General features: G+C 70.9%; 15 protein-coding genes and 2 pseudogenes. 7 read left to right on the forward strand and 10 right to left on the reverse strand.

Features of this window, described 5'->3' with window-relative positions:
• Positions 1 to 56 precede the first annotated feature (56 nt).
• The 6 genes from AB0395_RS01615 to AB0395_RS01640 form a co-directional block, all read right to left on the reverse strand.
• Positions 57 to 1,247 (reverse strand): branched-chain amino acid ABC transporter permease, encoded by a 1,191-nt coding sequence (locus AB0395_RS01615; RefSeq protein WP_366275963.1) that lies wholly within the window; start codon positions 1,245 to 1,247, stop codon positions 57 to 59.
• A complete protein-coding gene (locus AB0395_RS01620; protein WP_366275965.1) occupies positions 1,240 to 2,139 on the reverse strand; it encodes a branched-chain amino acid ABC transporter permease in 900 nt (299 codons plus the stop codon). The genes AB0395_RS01615 and AB0395_RS01620 overlap by 8 nt, the downstream gene beginning before the upstream one ends.
• 12 nt (positions 2,140 to 2,151) lie before the next feature.
• Positions 2,152 to 3,024: an ABC transporter ATP-binding protein gene (locus tag AB0395_RS01625; protein WP_366275966.1), complete on the reverse strand. Its 873-nt coding sequence runs from the start codon at positions 3,022 to 3,024 to the stop codon at positions 2,152 to 2,154.
• A complete protein-coding gene (locus AB0395_RS01630) occupies positions 3,021 to 3,878 on the reverse strand; it encodes an ABC transporter ATP-binding protein (protein WP_366275968.1) in 858 nt (285 codons plus the stop codon). The genes AB0395_RS01625 and AB0395_RS01630 overlap by 4 nt, the downstream gene beginning before the upstream one ends.
• Complete coding sequence (locus AB0395_RS01635; protein WP_366275970.1) at positions 3,875 to 5,140, reverse strand: ABC transporter substrate-binding protein; 1,266 nt, start codon at positions 5,138 to 5,140, stop codon at positions 3,875 to 3,877. The genes AB0395_RS01630 and AB0395_RS01635 overlap by 4 nt, the downstream gene beginning before the upstream one ends.
• Positions 5,141 to 5,407: 267 nt before the next feature.
• The gene (locus AB0395_RS01640) at positions 5,408 to 6,082 is read right to left on the reverse strand and encodes a peroxiredoxin-like family protein (RefSeq protein ID WP_366275971.1); all 675 of its coding nucleotides are present in this window, start codon (positions 6,080 to 6,082) and stop codon (positions 5,408 to 5,410) included.
• 290 nt (positions 6,083 to 6,372) lie between these two features.
• On the opposite strand from AB0395_RS01640, the gene AB0395_RS01645 reads away from it, so the two are divergent.
• The 5 genes from AB0395_RS01645 (at position 6,373) to AB0395_RS01665 (ending at position 11,572) form a co-directional block, all read left to right on the forward strand.
• Positions 6,373 to 7,515 (forward strand): alpha/beta hydrolase, encoded by a 1,143-nt coding sequence (locus AB0395_RS01645; RefSeq protein ID WP_366275973.1) that lies wholly within the window; start codon positions 6,373 to 6,375, stop codon positions 7,513 to 7,515.
• Positions 7,512 to 8,597, forward strand: coding sequence for a mandelate racemase/muconate lactonizing enzyme family protein (locus tag AB0395_RS01650; RefSeq protein WP_366275974.1), 1,086 nt, complete (start codon positions 7,512 to 7,514; stop codon positions 8,595 to 8,597). The genes AB0395_RS01645 and AB0395_RS01650 overlap by 4 nt, the downstream gene beginning before the upstream one ends.
• Positions 8,598 to 8,656: 59 nt before the next feature.
• The gene (locus tag AB0395_RS01655; protein ID WP_366275975.1) at positions 8,657 to 9,613 is read left to right on the forward strand and encodes an MBL fold metallo-hydrolase; all 957 of its coding nucleotides are present in this window, start codon (positions 8,657 to 8,659) and stop codon (positions 9,611 to 9,613) included.
• 153 nt (positions 9,614 to 9,766) lie between these two features.
• Complete coding sequence (locus AB0395_RS01660; RefSeq protein ID WP_366275976.1) at positions 9,767 to 10,273, forward strand: Rrf2 family transcriptional regulator; 507 nt, start codon at positions 9,767 to 9,769, stop codon at positions 10,271 to 10,273.
• Between the two features lie 108 nt (positions 10,274 to 10,381).
• Positions 10,382 to 11,572, forward strand: coding sequence for a globin domain-containing protein (locus tag AB0395_RS01665; RefSeq protein ID WP_366275977.1), 1,191 nt, complete (start codon positions 10,382 to 10,384; stop codon positions 11,570 to 11,572).
• On the opposite strand, the gene AB0395_RS01670 is transcribed toward AB0395_RS01665, so the two are convergent.
• The 4 genes and pseudogenes from AB0395_RS01670 to AB0395_RS01685 all read right to left on the reverse strand — a co-directional run bounded on the left by AB0395_RS01670 (position 11,530) and on the right by AB0395_RS01685 (position 15,031).
• Positions 11,530 to 12,576 (reverse strand): PEP-utilizing enzyme, encoded by a 1,047-nt coding sequence (locus AB0395_RS01670; protein ID WP_366276219.1) that lies wholly within the window; start codon positions 12,574 to 12,576, stop codon positions 11,530 to 11,532. The two genes, AB0395_RS01665 and AB0395_RS01670, sit on opposite strands and share 43 nt — an antisense overlap.
• Before the next feature lie 132 nt (positions 12,577 to 12,708).
• A pseudogene (locus tag AB0395_RS01675) lies at positions 12,709 to 13,065 on the reverse strand (PEP/pyruvate-binding domain-containing protein); the annotation flags it as partial.
• A 339-nt stretch (positions 13,066 to 13,404) separates the two neighbouring features.
• A pseudogene (locus tag AB0395_RS01680) lies at positions 13,405 to 13,605 on the reverse strand (helix-turn-helix domain-containing protein); the annotation flags it as partial.
• Between the two features lie 52 nt (positions 13,606 to 13,657).
• Positions 13,658 to 15,031 carry an NAD(P)/FAD-dependent oxidoreductase gene (locus AB0395_RS01685; protein ID WP_366275979.1) on the reverse strand — a complete coding sequence of 458 codons (1,374 nt, stop codon included), beginning with the start codon at positions 15,029 to 15,031 and terminating at the stop codon, positions 13,658 to 13,660.
• A 456-nt stretch (positions 15,032 to 15,487) separates the two neighbouring features.
• On the opposite strand from AB0395_RS01685, the gene AB0395_RS01690 reads away from it, so the two are divergent.
• Entirely contained in the window at positions 15,488 to 16,744 is a 1,257-nt protein-coding gene (locus AB0395_RS01690; protein ID WP_366275980.1) for an amidohydrolase family protein, read from the forward strand.
• Positions 16,737 to 17,222, forward strand: coding sequence for a DUF4440 domain-containing protein (locus AB0395_RS01695; RefSeq protein WP_366275981.1), 486 nt, complete (start codon positions 16,737 to 16,739; stop codon positions 17,220 to 17,222). The genes AB0395_RS01690 and AB0395_RS01695 overlap by 8 nt, the downstream gene beginning before the upstream one ends.
• The last annotated feature ends 1 nt before the right edge of the window (position 17,223 follow it).

Below are 17,223 nucleotides of genomic sequence, written 5' to 3' on the forward strand. Positions count from 1 at the left end.
GACGGGTTTAGTCGGAGGCCTTCAGTCGAGGCAGCGCTTCAGCAGGGCTTCAGGCTTCAGCGGGGGGTGGACGCGGCCCGGCCCCCCAGTGCCCGGCGCGCGCGGCGGGCCACCTCCGCCAGCCCCTTGGGCTCGTAGAAGAGGATGGCGACCACCAGCGTGCCGTAGAGGATCTGGGCGACGTAGGCGGGGCCGAAGTCCGAGGTCGCGCTCATTCCCGGCACCAGGTCGCTGTAGCGCTGCAGCAGCAGGGGCAGCGACGAGACGAACACCGCGCCCGCGACGGCGCCCGCCACGGAGGCCTGGCCGCCGATCACCACCATCGCCAGATATTCCAGGGACAGCATCAGGTCCCAGTATTCCGGGACCACCCGCTGGAACAGCAGGGCGAGCAGTACCCCGGCGATCCCGGCGTACACGCTGGACAGTGTGAAGGCGACAGATCTGTAATGCGCCACCCGCACGCCGAGTGCCGCGGCGTGCACCTCTCCGTCGCGGATCGCCGCGAACGCCCGTCCCACCCTGCTGCGCAGTACCAGTACGGCGAAGACCGTGGCCAGGATCAGGACGATCAGCGCGGTGTACCACATGCGCTCCGCCTGACGCAGCGGCACGCCGAACAGCGACAGTCCGGGCTCCGACCCCAGGACCTGGAACGCTCCCACCGTCAGCGGTGGCACCTCGCGGCCGTTGTAGCCGCCGGTGAGCGGCTCGGCCGTGAACAGTACGTGCTGGCCGATGAACACCAGCGCCAGCGAGGCCACTCCCAGGTAGATGCCCTTGAGGCGCCCGGCGAGAGGGCTGAAGGCCAGCCCGGCGAGCCCGGCGAGCACGACGGCGATCACTGCGGCGGGCAGCGTCGGCAGTCCCAGGCCCCAGGTGCTCTCCGACGCGGGAGAGGCCAGCCAGATGTAGCCGTACGCCCCGACCGCCAGGAAGAACGAGTGGGCGAGCGAGAGCTGGCCGACCCGCCCGAGCAGGATCATCAGGCCGATGGCGCCCACCGCCGCGGCGAACGCGAAGGCGCCGAGGTTGAGCCAGAAACGGTCGGCGTAGAGCGGGATCGCGAACAGGATCACACCCGCGCCGAGCGCCGCGACAGGTCGCCGCCACCGGGCGCCCGGTGCCGGACCGGCCCCGCCCTTCACGGCGGAGCCGGGGACGGAGGGCACAGAGGGACCGGACGCGACGGTACCGGACGGGCTGAGGCCGGACACGGTCGTGCCGGACAGGTTGAGGTCAGACACGGACCGCCTCCCTGTGCCCGAACAGACCGGAGGGCCGTGCCAGCAGTACCACCAGCATCAGCACGTACGGCGCCGCGTCCTCGAAGCCCCGCCCGAGGAAGGCCAGCTGCTCCGCGTAACCCCGCACCAGCACCTCGCTGAGCCCGACCAGCAACCCGCCGGCGATGGCGCCCGCGGTCGAGTCCAGGCCGCCGATGATGGCGGCGGGCAGCGCGCGCAGGGCGACCGCCTCGACCGAGGTGTCCAGGCCCGGGCTGGGGTAGGCCACGAGGAACAGCCCCGCGCACACGGCCAGAGCACCCGCGATGCCCCAGGCGGTCGCCGAGACCCGGCCCAGCCTGATGCCCATCAACGACGCGGTCTCCGGGTCCTCCGCCGTGGCCCGCATCGCCACACCGAAGTCACTGCGGTGCAACCACAACTGGAAGAGCACCAGGAGCAGAACACCGATGACCAGCGCGGCGATGCGCGCCTCCGCGACACCGATGCCGAGGAACCTGGTGACGTCGTTCCCCCAGGGATCCCCCGTGGTGAGGATCTGCGAGCCGATGCGCCGGTCGGTCTCGGTCACCAGCACGATGTCCAGGCCGATGGTCATGATGCTCGCGGCGACCACGGCGTTGGTCTTCCTGAACCTGCTGATCAGCACGCGATCGATCAGCACCGCCAGCGCGGCGGTGACCGCGACGCCCAGCGAGAGTGCCAGCCAGAACGGCAGGCCGTGCAGGCTGTGGGCGCTGGCGACCACGTATGTGCCCAGCATCAGCAGGCTCGGCTGGGCGAAGTTGACCACTGAGGAGGATTTGTAGACGACGACGATGCCGAGCGCGACCAGCGCGTAAACGGCACCGATCGACCCGCCCTCCACCAGCATCGAGAACAGATATGTCATGGATACCGGCTCCTAGGGTTTCGGCGGCTCTGGTGAGAAGGCTTCGGGCGCTGGGGCCTCGAGCGCGGGAGAGGGCCGGGCCCGCGACCGGGAACGTTCCTTCTCGGCCGCACCGGCACGGCCGAGATAGGCGGCGATCACCCGGTCGTCGGTCGAAACCCGTTCCGGTGGCCCGGTCAGGACGACCTGCCCGAAGTCGAGGACGGTCACCTGCTCGGCGATGCCCATCACCAATCCCATGTCGTGTTCGACGAGCAGCACCGTGACGGCCTGCTCGGCGGCGATGCGGCGGATGGTGTCGCGGATGGCGACCTTCTCGTGGGTGTGCATGCCGGCCGCGGGCTCGTCCAGGAGCAGCAGCCGGGGCTCCGTGGCCAGTGCCCGCGCGATGTCGACCCGTTTGGCCTCGCCGTAGGGCAGCTCGGCCGCGGGCAGCGGGAGAAGGTGGTCGACTCCGAGGAACTCGGCCACGGCGCGTACCTTGGCGCGTGACTCCCGTTCCGAGCGCCTGACGTGGGGGAGTCGCAGCCCCGCCCCGAGCACGCCGCCGCGCCCGAGGCGGTGCCTGCCGAGCAGGAGGTTCTCCTCCACGGTGAGCCCGGCGAACATCGAGCCGTTCTGGAAGGCTCGGCCGACGCCGAGCGCCGCCACCCGATGCGGCGCCCGGCCCACCAGTTCCTCGCCGTCGACCAGCACGCTGCCCCGCGCCGGTCGGTAGATACCGGACAGCACGTTGAACAGGGAGGACTTTCCCGCTCCGTTCGGGCCGATGACCGCGTGGATGGAACCGGGCTCGGCGGTGAAGGCGACGGCGTCCAGTGCCACCACGCCGTCGAACCGTACTGTGATGTCGCGCACCTGGAGCCGCGCTCCCCGAACCGTCATGGAGCATCTCCTCTCATGGGTCCGGCATTGGATGCGGTGTGCTCGGCGTACACCTCGCCCGGCCCGGCACCGGCCTCCGGTCGAGGTGCGCCGCCGGGGTCCTGTTCCGCCTCTCCGCCCAGATACAGGCGGCGGACCCGGTCGTCGCCGCGCAACCGGGCGGCGGGGCCCGCCATCGCGACCTCGCCGACGGCGAGGACGTAGGCGTAGTCGGCCAGTTCCAGTGCCACCGCCGCGTTCTGCTCGACGATGAGCATCGCGGTTCCCTGACGGTGGATCTCACGGAGGAGATCCACGATCCGATCGATGATCTTCGGGGCGAGGCCCAGGGACGGCTCGTCGAGCAGAAGCAGCCGAGGCTCCGCCATCAGTGCCCGTCCGATGGCGAGCATCTGCTGCTCGCCACCGGACAGCAGGCCCGCGGTCCGTCCGCGCCGCTCGCCGAGCACGGGGAACAGGCCGTAGACCCGGTCCAGGTCACCGTCGCGCTTTCCCTTCCTGCCGTAGCGCCCGACGCGAAGGTTCTCCTCCACGGTGAGCCGCTGGAATATCCGGCGTCCCTCCGGCACCTGGACGATGCCGGACTTCACCCGCCGCTCGGCTCCCAGCCCGTCCACGCGCGCGTCGTCGAACCAGATCTCGCCGCCGGTCATCCGGCCCGCCTGGCGGGCCAGGACACCCGAGATGGCGCGCAGCAATGTGGACTTTCCCGCGCCGTTGCTGCCGAGCACCGCGACGATGCCGCCGGGGCGGACGTCCACGCTGACGTCGCGCAGCGCGGTCACGGCGTCCCCGTAACGCACCGCGACGTGGCGCACCGACAGCAGGCGGTCGCCTGAACGGACTTCGGTCATCGCGCGAGGAACGTCTTCGCGTCGGCGCCGGTGTAGCCGCTCTCCACCAGCTTCAGGCCGCCCTCGGCGTCCTTGGCGGGCTTCATGACGAAGGTCTGGGCAGACGGTGAGAGGCCGGGCTTGGAGAAGTCCAGCGGCACCGTGGTCTGCTCGGTGTCGTAGCTTCCCTTCTGGCGGAATGCCTTGGACAGGCCCGCGCGGGTCAGGTCCTTGTTGGCGCACGCCTGGGTGATGGCCTGGTCCATCACGCTGGCCGCGCCGTACCCCAGCGTCGTCCAGAGGCTCGGAGTGATGGAGGAGGTGCCCGCCTTGGCGTACAGCTCGCGCACCTTGGCCGGTCCGGTGCCCTCACCGGAGAACGGGGCCACGGAGCTGACCACGAGCATGCGCTCCTCCATGGCCTTGCCCGCGGCGGTGGACAGCGATTCGGGGGAGAAGCCCGGCGACGCGACCACGATGGGCACGTGCAGCCCCTCCACGTCGGCGACCGCGACCGCCGAGGAGACCTGGCGTCCCGCCGCGCTGAGGAACAGCGCCTTGACCCCGGCGTCGCGCATCTGCTTCACCTGCCCGGACAGGTCGCTGACACTGGGGTCGATCTGCTGGCTGACCACCGTCATGCCGTGGGCCTCGGCCGCGAAGGTCGCGCCCTTCAGGCCGGGCTCGCCATAGTCGCCCTTGAGGTAGATGTAACCGATCTTGTCGCCCTTGGCCAGCTTCTTCTGGTCGATCAGGTAGTCGACCGCGTTGACCATCTCGATGTCGTAGGTGGTGCCGGGGATGACGATGGACGCGCTGTCGCGCAGGCTCGGTGACCAGCCCATCGACACCGCGAGCATGCCGTCCTGCTCCAGTTTCGGCAGCACCGCGAGCGTGGTCGGCGAACCGACGGTGATCTGCAGGGCCAGCACCTGCTCGGACATGTCCGAGTACAGCGAGACCGCCTTCTGCGGGTCGTAGCTGTGGTCGCGGGTGACCAGCTTGACCTTGCGGCCTTCGCAGACCCCTCCGGCCGCGTTCTTGGCGTCCCAGTAGAGCTGTACGCCCAGGTTCTGCTGCTTGTCGATGGCGGCGAACGGTCCGGTGATGTCGGTCAGAATGCCGAGGTTGATGGCCGTGTCGTCGACCCCGGGGCCGGTGGCCAGGCCGCCGGAGGCACCCGTTGCGGCTTCTTCCGTCTTGGTCGAACAGGCGCCGAGGGTGGTGAGCGTCAGGGTCGCCGCGCCCAGAGCGGCGGCGAGGCGGGTCTTGTGGGAGGGCATACATCCCCTTTCGTGCCGGTGCGGGGTGCGCGTCCATTGGGCGCACGCGGCCCGGGCAGTAGAGGTCACGTCGACTGTGGGGGATCGGGGCGGAACACGACGGCGAAGAGAGAGTATCGATAACCGATATTCGGTTATGCAGTGCGACTATCGTGCTTTGGGCCATCTGGCCTGTCAAGAGGCGGTACAAACGGCAACCGGAATGATGCGGGGCGGTGAACCGTTCGGTTCACCGCCCCGAGGGGCCCGCGGATCCGGGGCGAGGGCTCAGGCGGTGTTTCCCCCGATGTCCCGCACGGCCCGGAGCGCCTCGGAGGGCTCCATCCGGGTGCGGTAGTTCATCGACACGTATCGGGCGCGTACGACGCCCCCGGAGTCGATGACGAAGGTCGCGGGCACCGGCAGGCTCCATCGCCCGTCGGGCTGCTGCCTGGCGAGCGAGGCGACGGTCTCGTCGAGGAGGTGGGGTTTGACCTCCGGGGGCAGCTCGAAGCGGATCCGGAAGGCGCTCAGGGCCTCCTGGTCGACGTCGGACAGCACGTCGTAGGCGAGATTGTGCTTCTGCTGCATCGACAGCGCGTCGTCGGGAACCTGGGGGCTCACGGCGATCAGGCGTGCTCCCGCCGCCTGGAAGTCCGGCAGCGCCCTCTGATAGGCCGCCAGTTCCAGGTTGCAGTACGGGCACCAGGACCCGCGGTAGAAGATCAGTACGACGGGTCCCTCCGCGAGCCGTTCCGAGAGCCTGACCTTCTCTCCCACCGCGTTGGGCAGGACGAAGTCGGGCGCACTCTCCCCGATCTCGATGCCGGGAACCAGGCCCGCGGCCTCGATCTCGGCGAACGCCTCGTTGATGGCCTGTTTGGCCTCCTCTGGCCGCTGCACCGACGCGGCCTTGGCCGCGAGGATCTCGTTGAGCGAGGGCAACTGTGACTCGGTAGCCATGCTACCTCCGTAACCGATAGTCGGTTGTTGTGTTCGTATTTTGCGCTATCCCGCAGACGCATCGTCGGAACCGACCGGGGCCGCTGTCAAGGCCGGTCGCGAAATCGGCGGCCGGGGGGAGGGGTGTGCGCCGGGGGAGTGCGCTACAGTGAGCAAAATTCGATAAATGGTTACGGCAACCGTTAATCGGTGACTCGCCGCGAAGCCTCCGTGCCCCGCCCGGACTCCGGGCCGATGCCCTCTGCCAGGCGAAACGCGACGATTCACGAAGTGGAAGGAACGATTAGGACATGGGTGAGCGGGAACTCCTCACGGTTCCGATAGGGACAGCGGCCGTGGCCTCAGAGGTCTACTCCGGGGTGGCGAGGATGGCGGGCGTGCTGTGGTGCTCCCGGGTGCGGGCCAACCCCGGCAGACTGGCCGACGTGGCGGTCGTGGTGCTCCACCCGTCGTCGAACTTCCTCGGCCACTACGCGCTGGACGCCTGGGCCGCGCGCGGGGTGGACGCCGTCGCCATGACGACTCGCTACCTCGGCAACGACTCGGTCCTGCTGCTGGAGAACTGCGTGCTGGACATCGCCTCCGTCGTCGCCCATCTCCGAGGGGAGGGGTACCGGCGGGTGGTGCTGGTCGGCAACTCGGGCGGCGGGGGCCTGGTGGCGCTCTACCAGGAGCAGGCGCGCAACCCCACCATCACCTCCTCCCCGTACGGCGGCGGCCCCGACCTGACGAAGGCGTACCTGCCGCCCGCGGACGCGCTGGTGATGCTGATGGCCCATCCCGGCAGGGCCAACCTGCTGGTCGAGTGGCTCGACCCCGCGGTGCGCGACGAGGACGACCCGTTCGACCGCGACGCCGAGCTGGACATGTTCGATCCCCGCAACGGTCCGCCGTACGACGCCGACTGGCTGGCCCGCTACCGGCGGGCGCAGCGCGACCGCAACGAGCGGATCACCGACCGGGTCGTCGCCAGGCTGGAGCTGCTGGCCGAGCAGACCGGGGGCAGGGTCACCGACCTGCCGCTGACGGTGCACGCCACCTGCGCGGACCCCCGTAACACGGACCTGTCCATCGATCCGTCCGACAGGGCGCGGGGCACGCTGTGGGGCGAACCCCACACCGCCAACCTGCAGCCGACCACGCTCGGACACCTGACCAGCCTGCGTTCGTGGCTGTCACAGTGGTCCATCCGCACCTCCAACGGGGACGGCCCGGCCAGGCTGGCCACGGTCGACGTGCCGGTTCACGTCATCTACGGCACCGCGGACCAGGCGTGTTTCCCCTCCCACGCCCGCCAGCTCTACGACGCGGTGCCGCACGAGAACAAGGCCCTCACCCCCGTCGAAGGCGGCCGCCACTATCTCAACGGCCAGCCCGAGCTGACCGAGATCATGGCGGACGCCCTGATCGGCTGGACGGAGAAGGTGCTGTGAGCCGTCCACGTATCGCCGACCTGAGCACGACCTGGGCACGGATCCCGCTGGGCGCGGGCCGCGGAGGCTCGGGCGCGACCCAGGTGGATCTGCTGCACGTCACCGTCTCCGACGACGAGGGCGCGACGGGCACCGGCTTCACCTACGCGCTGACCGGTGGCGCCGAGGGCCTCTACGCCCTGCTCACCGGTCTTGTCAGGGACAGGGCCGTGGGCGCCCCGCTCGACGAGTGGCCCAGGCGCTGGCACGAGATCGCCGCCGCGACCCGCCGCCTGGGACGGGGCATGGCGCTGCCCGCCCTGTCCGCGGCCGACATCGGGGTCTGGGACCTGCGCGCCCGCCGTGCCGGGCTGCCGCTGTACCGGTTCATCGGCGCGCACACCGACGTCGTGCCCGTCTACGGCAGCGGCAGGTCGACCCACCAGATGACGGTCGACGAACTGGTCGAGGGCTCGCGACTGTACCTGGCCGAGGGATACGACGCGGTCAAGCTGCGGGTCGGCGCCCGCAGGGCGGAGGAGGACGTGGCCCGGGTGCGGGCGGTCCGCGAGGCGCTTGGAGACAGCGTGCGGATCATGGTCGACTGCAACGAGAGGCTCGACCTGCCGACCGCGCTCTGGCTCGCCCGCAGGCTGGAGGAGCTGTCGGTCTTCTGGATGGAGGAGCCGTTGCCCTCCGACGACCTGGCCGGTCACGCGCGGCTCGCCGCCCAGACGAGCGTTCCCGTCGCGGTGGGCGAGCACCTGCACGGACGGTTCGAGTTCGCCGACTACCTGCGCGCGGGGGCGGCGGCCGTTCTGCAGCCCGACGTGCCCCTGGTCGGCGGCGTCACCGAGTGGCTTCGGATCAGCGCGGTCGCCGAGGTCTTCGGAGCCGTGCTCACCCCGCACTTCCTGCCCGAGCTCCACGTTCACCTGGCGGCCGCGGTGCCCAACTGCGCCTACATTGAGCACTTCCCGCTCATCGACGACGTGCTCACCGAGACCCTGACCGTTGACGGCGGTGTCGCGACCCCGCCGGACCGGCCAGGCCACGGCATGGCGTGGGACGCCGACGCCCTGGACGGATTCCGCAAAGCCTGACACCCGCACCGACGAGACCGGCGTTTTCCGAGAACGATCACGAACAAGAGGAGCACACCGTGGCCAAGCCATTCGCCTCGACCAGCGACACGGCGGAGAAGACAGAGACCCTGGAAGTCCTCGCCGACGGCGTCTACGCGCTCACCACCGGCGGAGACCCGAATGTGGGCGCGATCGAGGGCGAGGACTTCCTCGTCTGTTTCGAGGCCCGGGCCACGCCGGTGATGGCCAGGCGCTGGTTGGATCAGCTGCGTGAGCACACCGACAAGCCGGTGCGCTACCTGGTCCTGTCGCACTATCACGCGGTCCGGGTGCTGGGAGCCGCGGGTTTCGAGGCGCAGGAGATCATCACCCACACCGAGACCAAGCGGCTCATCGCGGAGCGAGGCCAGCAGGACTGGGCCGTGGAGCTCGGCCGGATGCCCCGGCTCTTCGCCGGTCAGGAGAGCATCCCCGGGCTCACCTGGCCCACGCTGACCTTCGACGACCACATGTCGATCGAGCTGGGCGGTGACAGGGGAACGGTCGAGCTGGCCTGGACGGGCAGGGCCCACACCTCGGGCGACATCTACGCCTACGTTCCCAAGTCCAAGGTGTTCTTCGCCGGTGACCTGGTGGAGAACGGCTCGGCGGTCTACACCGGTGACGCCTACCACCGGGAGTGGATGACCACCACGCTCGACCGCGTCAAAACGCTCGACATCGAGATCCTGGTCGGCGGGCGCGGTGAGATCGCGCACGGCAGGGAGGCCTCGTTGCGCGCCATCGAGCTCACCCGTGAGTTTCTCACCACGCTGATGACGGCGGTCGAGAAGGTCAAGTCGGCCGGTGGCACCGTCGAGCAGGCATACGTGGCGGCTCGTGAGGCGCTGCTCCCGATCTACGGTGGGATGCCGGTGTTCGAGCACGCGATGGTCTTCGACACCCAGCGAGCCTGGGAGGAACTGCACGGCGAGGCTCCGGCCATCTGGACCCCGGAGCGCGACAGGGAGGTCTGGGACCGTCTCACCGGCTGACGCGTTCCCCGCCTCGTCCGCGTGAGCGCCCCTGTCCCGTGCTTTTCGGGGCGGGGGCGCTCACGCGATCGGGGCGCGGGGCGATGCCGCCGAGGGGAGGGGTGGATCGCTTCCCCATACGGTTGATCTCGGGAGACGGCCTACGGTGAGAGCATGCGCCTGACCGCTTTCACCGACATATCGCTCCGCATCGTGATGCGGCTGGCCGTGGCGCGTGATGACGAGTTGCTCACGACTCGTTCGGTCGCCGGAGCGCTGGCCGTGCCGTACACGCACGCGGCGAAGGCGGTCGCGCGCCTGGGGGAGCTGGGACTGGTCGAGACCAGGAGGGGGCGCGGAGGCGGGCTACGGCTCACCGGCACGGGACGGCACGCGTCCATCGGCGGCGTCGTCCGTGAGCTGGAGGGCGGGGGCGACCTGGTCGGTTGTGAGGACGACCCGCCGTGCCCGCTGCGGGCGGCCTGCAGGCTCCGCACCGCGCTCGCCGAGGCCAGGGAGGCGTTCTTCGTCTCACTCGACTCGGTCACCGTGGACTCCCTGATCGCCTCGCCGACCGGGCCCGCCCTCGTCCTCCTCGGGCCGGTGAAGGAGGCCGCGCAGGAGGCCGCGCAGGAGGCCGCGAAGAAGGCTCAGTCCGCGGGGAAGGACTTTCGTCCCTAGGGAAGGTGGCTTTCGGCTCTCAGCGGGGAGCGGGTACGGACGTTAATTTGCATATCAGATGCATATTTAACCCCTCCGTCCCCTTCCATCCCCGCACCTGGAGGCCACGTGCTTTCCCCGGAGTCCGCCGAGATCGTCCGTATCACGCTGCCCGTCGTCGGCGCCTCGCTCGACGCCATCACCACGCGGTTCTACGCCACGATGTTCGCCGACCGCCCGGAACTCCTCGACGGCATGTTCAATCGCGGCAACCAGGCCAACGGCGAGCAGCGCAGGGCGCTGGCCGGGTCCATCGCCGCCTTCGCCACCGCCCTGCTGGAGCGGCCGGACGAGCGTCCCGACCAACTGCTCGCCCGCATCGCGCACAAGCACACCGCCGTCGGCGTCACCCAGGACCAGTACGTCATCGTGCACAAGTACCTCTTCGGCGCCATCGCCGAGGTGCTCGGCGACGCGGTGACCCCGCAGGTCGCGGAGGCGTGGGACGAGGTGTACTGGCTGATGGCCGGTGCGCTGATCGCCCTGGAGGCCCGCATCTACGCGGAGGCCGGAGCGAAGGAGGGGCGCACCTGGCGGCAGTGGAGTGTCGTCGGGCGTCGGGAGGAGACGGCCGACGTGGTCTCCTTCCAGCTGCGTCCGCTCGGCGAGGAACCGGTCCCGCCCGCGCTCGCCGGTCAGTACGTCAGCGTCCGGGTGCGGATGCCGGACGGTGTGCACCAGCTCCGCCAGTACACGCTGTCCGGCGGTGAGCGGGACGGGCTCCGGCGGATCACCGTCAAGCGGGTACGCGGCGGCGCAACCCCGCAGGGCGAGGTCTCGACCCTGCTGCACGAGACCGTGCGGGTCGGCGACGAACTGACCCTGTCCGCGCCGTTCGGCGAGGTGACCCTGGAGGACGGCGACTCCCCGATCGTGCTCGTCTCCGCGGGCATCGGCTGCACCCCGATCACCGCGATGCTGGAGAACCTCGTCGCCACCGGGTCGGCGCGCGATGTCCTGCTGCTGCACGCCGACCGCTCCCCGGACGGCCACGCGCTGTGCCGGGACACCGAGGAACTCGTCGGGGCGCTGCCCACGGCGCGGAGTGTCCTGTGGTACGAGGAGGGGGCCGGGGACGGCGCCCGCCAAGGACGGATGGACCTGACCGGTGTCGAGGTTCCTCCGGGGGCGGTCGCCTACCTGTGCGGTCCCGTGCCCTTCATGCGGCAGGCGCGCTCCCAGCTCATCGGGGCGGGGGTCGCGCCCCGCGACATCCACTACGAGGTCTTCGGCCCCGACCTCTGGCTCGGGGACGAGTAAGAGGGGCTCAGGAGCTCGACCGTGCCGCGCTCGCCGTCGACCCTGATCCTGTCGCCGTCGCGCAGGCGCATGGTGGCGTTCCCCGTGCCGACCACCGCGGGGATGCCCAGCTCGCGCGCGACGATCGAGGCGTGTGACAGGGGCGCGCCCATGTCGGTCACGACGGCGGCGGCGCGGGGGAACATCGGGGTCCAGCCGATGTTGGTCAGCGTCGTCACCAGGATCTCGCCGGAGGCGAGCCGGGCGCCGTCCTCGGGGCCCGCGATGACCCTGGCCACGCCCTCGACGACGCCGGGCGCGCCCGCGAAGCCGGTAACCGTCTCGCTCACCGGAGCGCTGCCCCTGGCGTCGAAGATGTCGCCGCGCCGGTCGGGGGAGGCGGCCCAGCGGACCGGGTCGAAGTGGCCGACGATCAGCGTGGGGTAGGCGGGCAGGGCCGCGTACCGCTCGTAGGTCGCCCGTCTGACCGCGACCTCGGCCGGCGGCCTCTCGTCACCGCGCAGCACGGCGACGGTCTCCTGGATCGACAGAAAGAACAGGTCGTCGCCGTGACCGGTGAGTTCCCCGGCGCGCCGGACGAAGGCGCGCAGCGCCCAGAAGGCGCGGATCACCTCGGAGCGGGTCGTCTCCCGGTCGCGGACGATCCCGTTCCACCGGTGCACCCGCAGCCGCGTCTTCGCGGCCTTGCGGGGGTCGCGCCGCTCGAACCGCCGCCACGCCGCCTCGCTCGCCTCCCGCCGGCGGGCGAACAGCGTGTCGGCGCGGTGCCTGCCATCGGACAGGCTCGCCAGCTGCGCGTCGATCCACCCCTGGTCCTCACCGGGCCTGGCGATGGAGACCTCGAACTCGTGCGCGCCGCGGTGCCCGTAGTCGCGGGCGAACTCCTCCCGGTCGATCTCGCCCCTGGCGAGCCTCCCCAGGCCGATGATCGGCCCGAGACTGGCCAGCTCCCCGTCCGAGCCCGCTCCGGTGAGCATGGTCTCCGCGTCGATCTCGCCCACCATCCGGCGCAGCCTGTCGCGAGTCCAGACCAGGGAGCCGCCGCCCTGGCGTCCCGCGGCCTCCAGCACCTGGCAGGCCTCGACGAAGTACGGCAGCAGCTCCTCCTCCCACAGCCGGGCCAGTTCCTCCGCCGTGGCCGCGTCGGCGGGCACCAGTTCCTGGACCACGACCGCCAGGGCCACGTCCTCGTGCGGCACGCCGTTTCCCGCCCGGTAGGCGATGGCGCGCGCGGTCCACAGCGAGGCCCAGCAGCGCTTGACCGCCGCGCACAGGCCGTCGCCCCGCACGTTGAGGTAGGTGTCCTGCTGCCCGGCGAACGACATCCCGGGAAGGTCCTCCGCCGTCGCGGAGGAGCGCACGGCGACCGGCACGTCCTCGCCGAGCCGCGCGTACGCCTCGCGGATCTCCTCCGCGGTCTCCCGGGGCATCTCACGTGCGGCGAGCAGCTCCGCCAGCCGCTCGTCCGGCGGCCGGTAGTCCCGCGGCAGCATCCGGGAGACGATCAGGAATCCGTAGAGGACGGAGACGAGTGAGGTCACCCGATCCGCGGGGGAGAGGTCGGTCCGCACCCCTCCGTGCTCCGCCAGCGTCTCCAGGTAGGCCCCCAGGCCCGTGCGCAGCTCGTCGCCCGCCTCGCCGTCGCGTTTGACGTGGACGAGCTTGCCCAGCACCTCCGAGTCGCCGAGGACGCTCGCCCGCATCATGGGCCTGCTCATCAGCTCGGAGGCGAGCAGCCCGAGCAGGTCGCCGAGCCTGCCGGGGCCGTCCTCGGCGCGCCGCCGTACCTCGGAGAGCATCTCGGCCCGCTCCCGGCGCAGCAGCGCGGCGAACAGCTCCTCGCGCGTCCGCCAGTGCAGGTAGATCGTGCCCTTGGCGATCCCGGTCCGCCGGGCGATGTCCTCGATGGTGGTCTTGTCGTATCCCCAGCGCAGGATCAGGTCGGCGGTGGTGTCCAGGATGCGGTGCGCGCGTTCCAGCCGGTGGGTGGCGTCCCGGGGAGGGCGTCCCGCTTTTCTGGCCCGCTGCTCCATGGCTCCGCCCCCGGCGTCGTAGAAGTTTGACCAGATCTCCTTATTTGGTCATTTAATTGATGCCACGCCTCCGGTCGCCGACGGCAGGGGAGGCGGTCCGGCTGGGCCGCTCCTTGCCGTCCTCCTGGCTCTTGTCGTCCTGCGGGGCGGAGCAGGCGAGGGGGACCGCCTGTCCGCGCACCAGGTCGAGCTGTACCGTCTGGCGCGGCAGCAGCGCGTCCAGCAGCCAGTTCCCCGCGATGCGCGCCCTGCCCCCCGGTACGGCGAGCAGGTGATACCCCCGGGTGACCACCTTGGCGGGAAAGCCGGACAGCGGCACGCCCAGCGGGTTCGCCGCGGCCTTGAGCCCGCCGAGATCGACGACGAACCCGAGGTCGTGGTGCCTGTACGGCTCGCGTTCGCCCCTGCCGTACGAGGCGGCGACGTTGTGCGCGGCGCGTGTGCCCTGGCGGCTCGCGTGCTGGGCGGTCATCGCGGTGTACTCGCCGGGCCTGGTCAGGTCCGGCACCGCCGCCGCGTCCCCGCAGGCGAAGATCTCCGGGTGGCCCGGCACGTTGAGGTACTCGTCGACCAGCAGCCTGCCCTTCTCCGTCGGCAGCCCCAGCGACTCCACCAGGGGGTCGGGCCGTACGCCGACACACCAGATCAGCGAGCGGGTCGGTACGAACTCCCCGTCGGACAGCCTGACCCCGTCCGAGGTCGCCTCGGCAACGCTGGTGCCGGTGCGAACCTCGACCCCGCGTTCCGCCAGGGTGTGGTGCGCGGTCCGTGACAGGCGCTCGTCCAGCTCGGGCAGGATGCGCGGGGCCAGGTCGGCCAGGATCCAGCGGATCGGCCGGTCGCGCAGGCCGGGCCTGTGCCGGTGCACGTCCAGGGTCAGCAACTGCCCCTGCGCCGCGACCTCGGTGCCGGTGTACCCGGCGCCGACGACGACGAACGTGCAGCGCGCCTCCCGCTCCCGCGGATCGTCGGAGGCGTCGGCGAGCTCGATCTGGCGGATGAGGTGGTCGCGCAGGTAGAGGGCCTCGGCGAGGCTGCGGAAACCGTGCGCGTGCTCGGCGACTCCCGGGATGGGCAACAGCTTGTTGACGCTGCCGACGGAGAGGACCAGGCGGTCGTAGCCGAGGTCACGCCGCCCGCCGTCCGCGTCGGTGCAGCGCAGCCGCCTGTTGCGCACGTCGACCGAGTTCACGGTGGCCAGCAGGTGCCGCACTCCGGGGCAGCTGCCGGACAGCGGGACCGCGACCTTGCGGGGGTCGAGGATTCCGGCCGCGACCTCGGGCAGCAGTGGCAGGTAGAGAAAGTAGTCGGTCGGGTTGATCAGGACGATCTCGATCGCGCCTCTGGCGATCCTGGAAAGGGCGCGTGCCGCGGTGAAGCCCGCGAACCCCCCTCCCACGACGGCGACCCTCTGCCGCTTGGTCATGTGTGCGAGTCCTTCCCGGTCGGGAGTCCCTGTGTTAGCCGCTTGCCCTTTTTGCGTGGTGCCAAGCATCCGGCTTTTGTGTGGTGCCGAGCATCCGGCGGGGGACGGCGCGTCGTCGGAGGGCGCCGGGCGCCTCCGCCTGACGCCTCTGTGAAATTCGGTGAACAACTCCTGGGGAGCCGGTGTGTGGAGTGATCGATATCCGTTACCAGCAGCGATTCCGCTGGTGAACAGGGGTCATCTCTTGTTCATGAAACTCATGTCTGATAGAACAAACGGCATAGGCAGGTCAGGTGGGCCGTCACAGGAGACGAGCCGCCCACCCCACGGCCTGTTCCCTCGCGGCCTCTGGAGGACTGCCATGCCCGCCTTCGCTCGCCCGGACGGCCCGGGATCACCCGTTTCCTTCCGTCACCCGGCGCTCCGGCCCGGCGGGGCCGCCATGGAGGACGGGCGATGAACGACCTCGTCATCGTCAACTGCACCGTGGCCGACGGCAGGGCCGCGGAGGGCGCTGACGGCGCTGACGGCGCTGAGCCGGTCACCGACGCGGCCGTGCTGGTCAGGGGGGATCGCATCGTGCTCGCCGGACCCCGCGAGGAGGTCGTACGGCAGGCCGAGGGCGCGACCGAGATCGACCTGGGCGGCGCGTACGTCACCCCGGGCCTGGTCAACATGCACACCCATCTGTCGCTGTCGCTGCCGGGCAGGGGAGGGGAGAGCGTCAAGGGCCTCACCTCCCACGAACTCGCCCTCTACATGGCCGACGGCGCCCGGCGCACCCTGCACTGCGGCGTCACCACCGTGCGGTGCGTCGCGGAGAAGGACCACGCCGACTTCGCCCTGCGCCGCGCCATCGAGGCGGGCATGGCGACGGGGCCGCGCATCTTCACCGCGGGACAGGCCCTGGTCTGCACCGGCGGCCACGGCCACGAGGGGTCGGACACCCTGGAGTGCGACGGCGCCGACGGGTTCAGACGCGGTGTCCGCACCCAGGTCAAGGCGGGCGCCGACCTCATCAAGGTAATGATCTCCGGCGGGATCGCCGGGGAGCACGAGCGCATCGAAACCCCGCAGCTCTTCGCCGACGAGATGGCCGCCGTCATCGCGACCGCGCACGCCTGGGGACGTAAGGTCACGGCGCACGCCGGTCCCGCCTCGGTGATCGCCGAGGCCGTCGAGCTGGGCCTCGACTGTGTCGAGCACGGTTACCAGCTCACCCCCGAGGTCGTGGCGAGGATGGCCGAGCGCGGTACCGCCCTGGTGCCGACCCTGCTCGTCACCAGGTGCAAGGAGTTCTTCGACGAGCTTGGCGTGCCCGAGTGGATGCAGTGCCGTTCCCTCGGGGCGGGCCCCCGGCATCTGGAGAGCTACGCCATGGCCCTCGCGGCGGGCGTCGAGGTGCTGCTCGGCAGCGACATGCCGCCGTTCTGGGACTTCGAGGGGACCAGCGCGACGGTGCGGGAGCTGGAGTACATGTCGGAGGGCGGCCTCGGTCCGGCCCGCGCGCTGTACGCGGGCACCCTCGGCCCGGCGCGCTGGCTCGGCGCCGACCAGGACATCGGCACCGTCGAGCCGGGGCGGTACGCCGACCTCGTCGCCATGGACGCCGACCCGCTGGCCGCGACCTCGGCCTTCCGCACGATCCGCTGGGTGATGAAGGGCGGCCGGGTCGTCCGCGACGACAGGGCCGGAGAGGGAACCCATGTCTGACGCCCCGAACCACGCCGCCGACGTGCCCGAAACGAGGACCTCCACCGTGACCTCCACCGTGACCGCCAGCGTGACCGACACGACGACCGATGCTGCGACCGATGCCGAGGCGATCGCCGCGGGCATCGACGACATGTACGACGCGTTCCTTCAGGCGGACCGTGAACGCTTCGACGGCCACCTGCACGCCGAGGTCACCACCTGGGAGAGCCACCTGCCGGGGCCGCTGCGCACCCGCGCCGAGCTGGACGCCTATCGTGAGGAGCGCGACCGCTCCGGCGCCCGCCCCGCCCTGGCCCGGCTGTGCGCGCAGGACAAGCGGATCGACGCGTGGGGGGACACCGGGGTCGCCCGCTACGTGCTCGTCGCCGAGCCGTCCGACGGTCCCGCCGAGTACAGCCGGGTGACCGACGTGCTGCGGCGGACGGGCGGCGAGTGGCTCATCGTGCACCACCACTCCGAACTGCTCGGATCCTGAA

Source organism: Streptosporangium sp. NPDC051023, from assembly GCF_040689595.1.
GTDB lineage: Bacteria > Actinomycetota > Actinomycetes > Streptosporangiales > Streptosporangiaceae > Streptosporangium.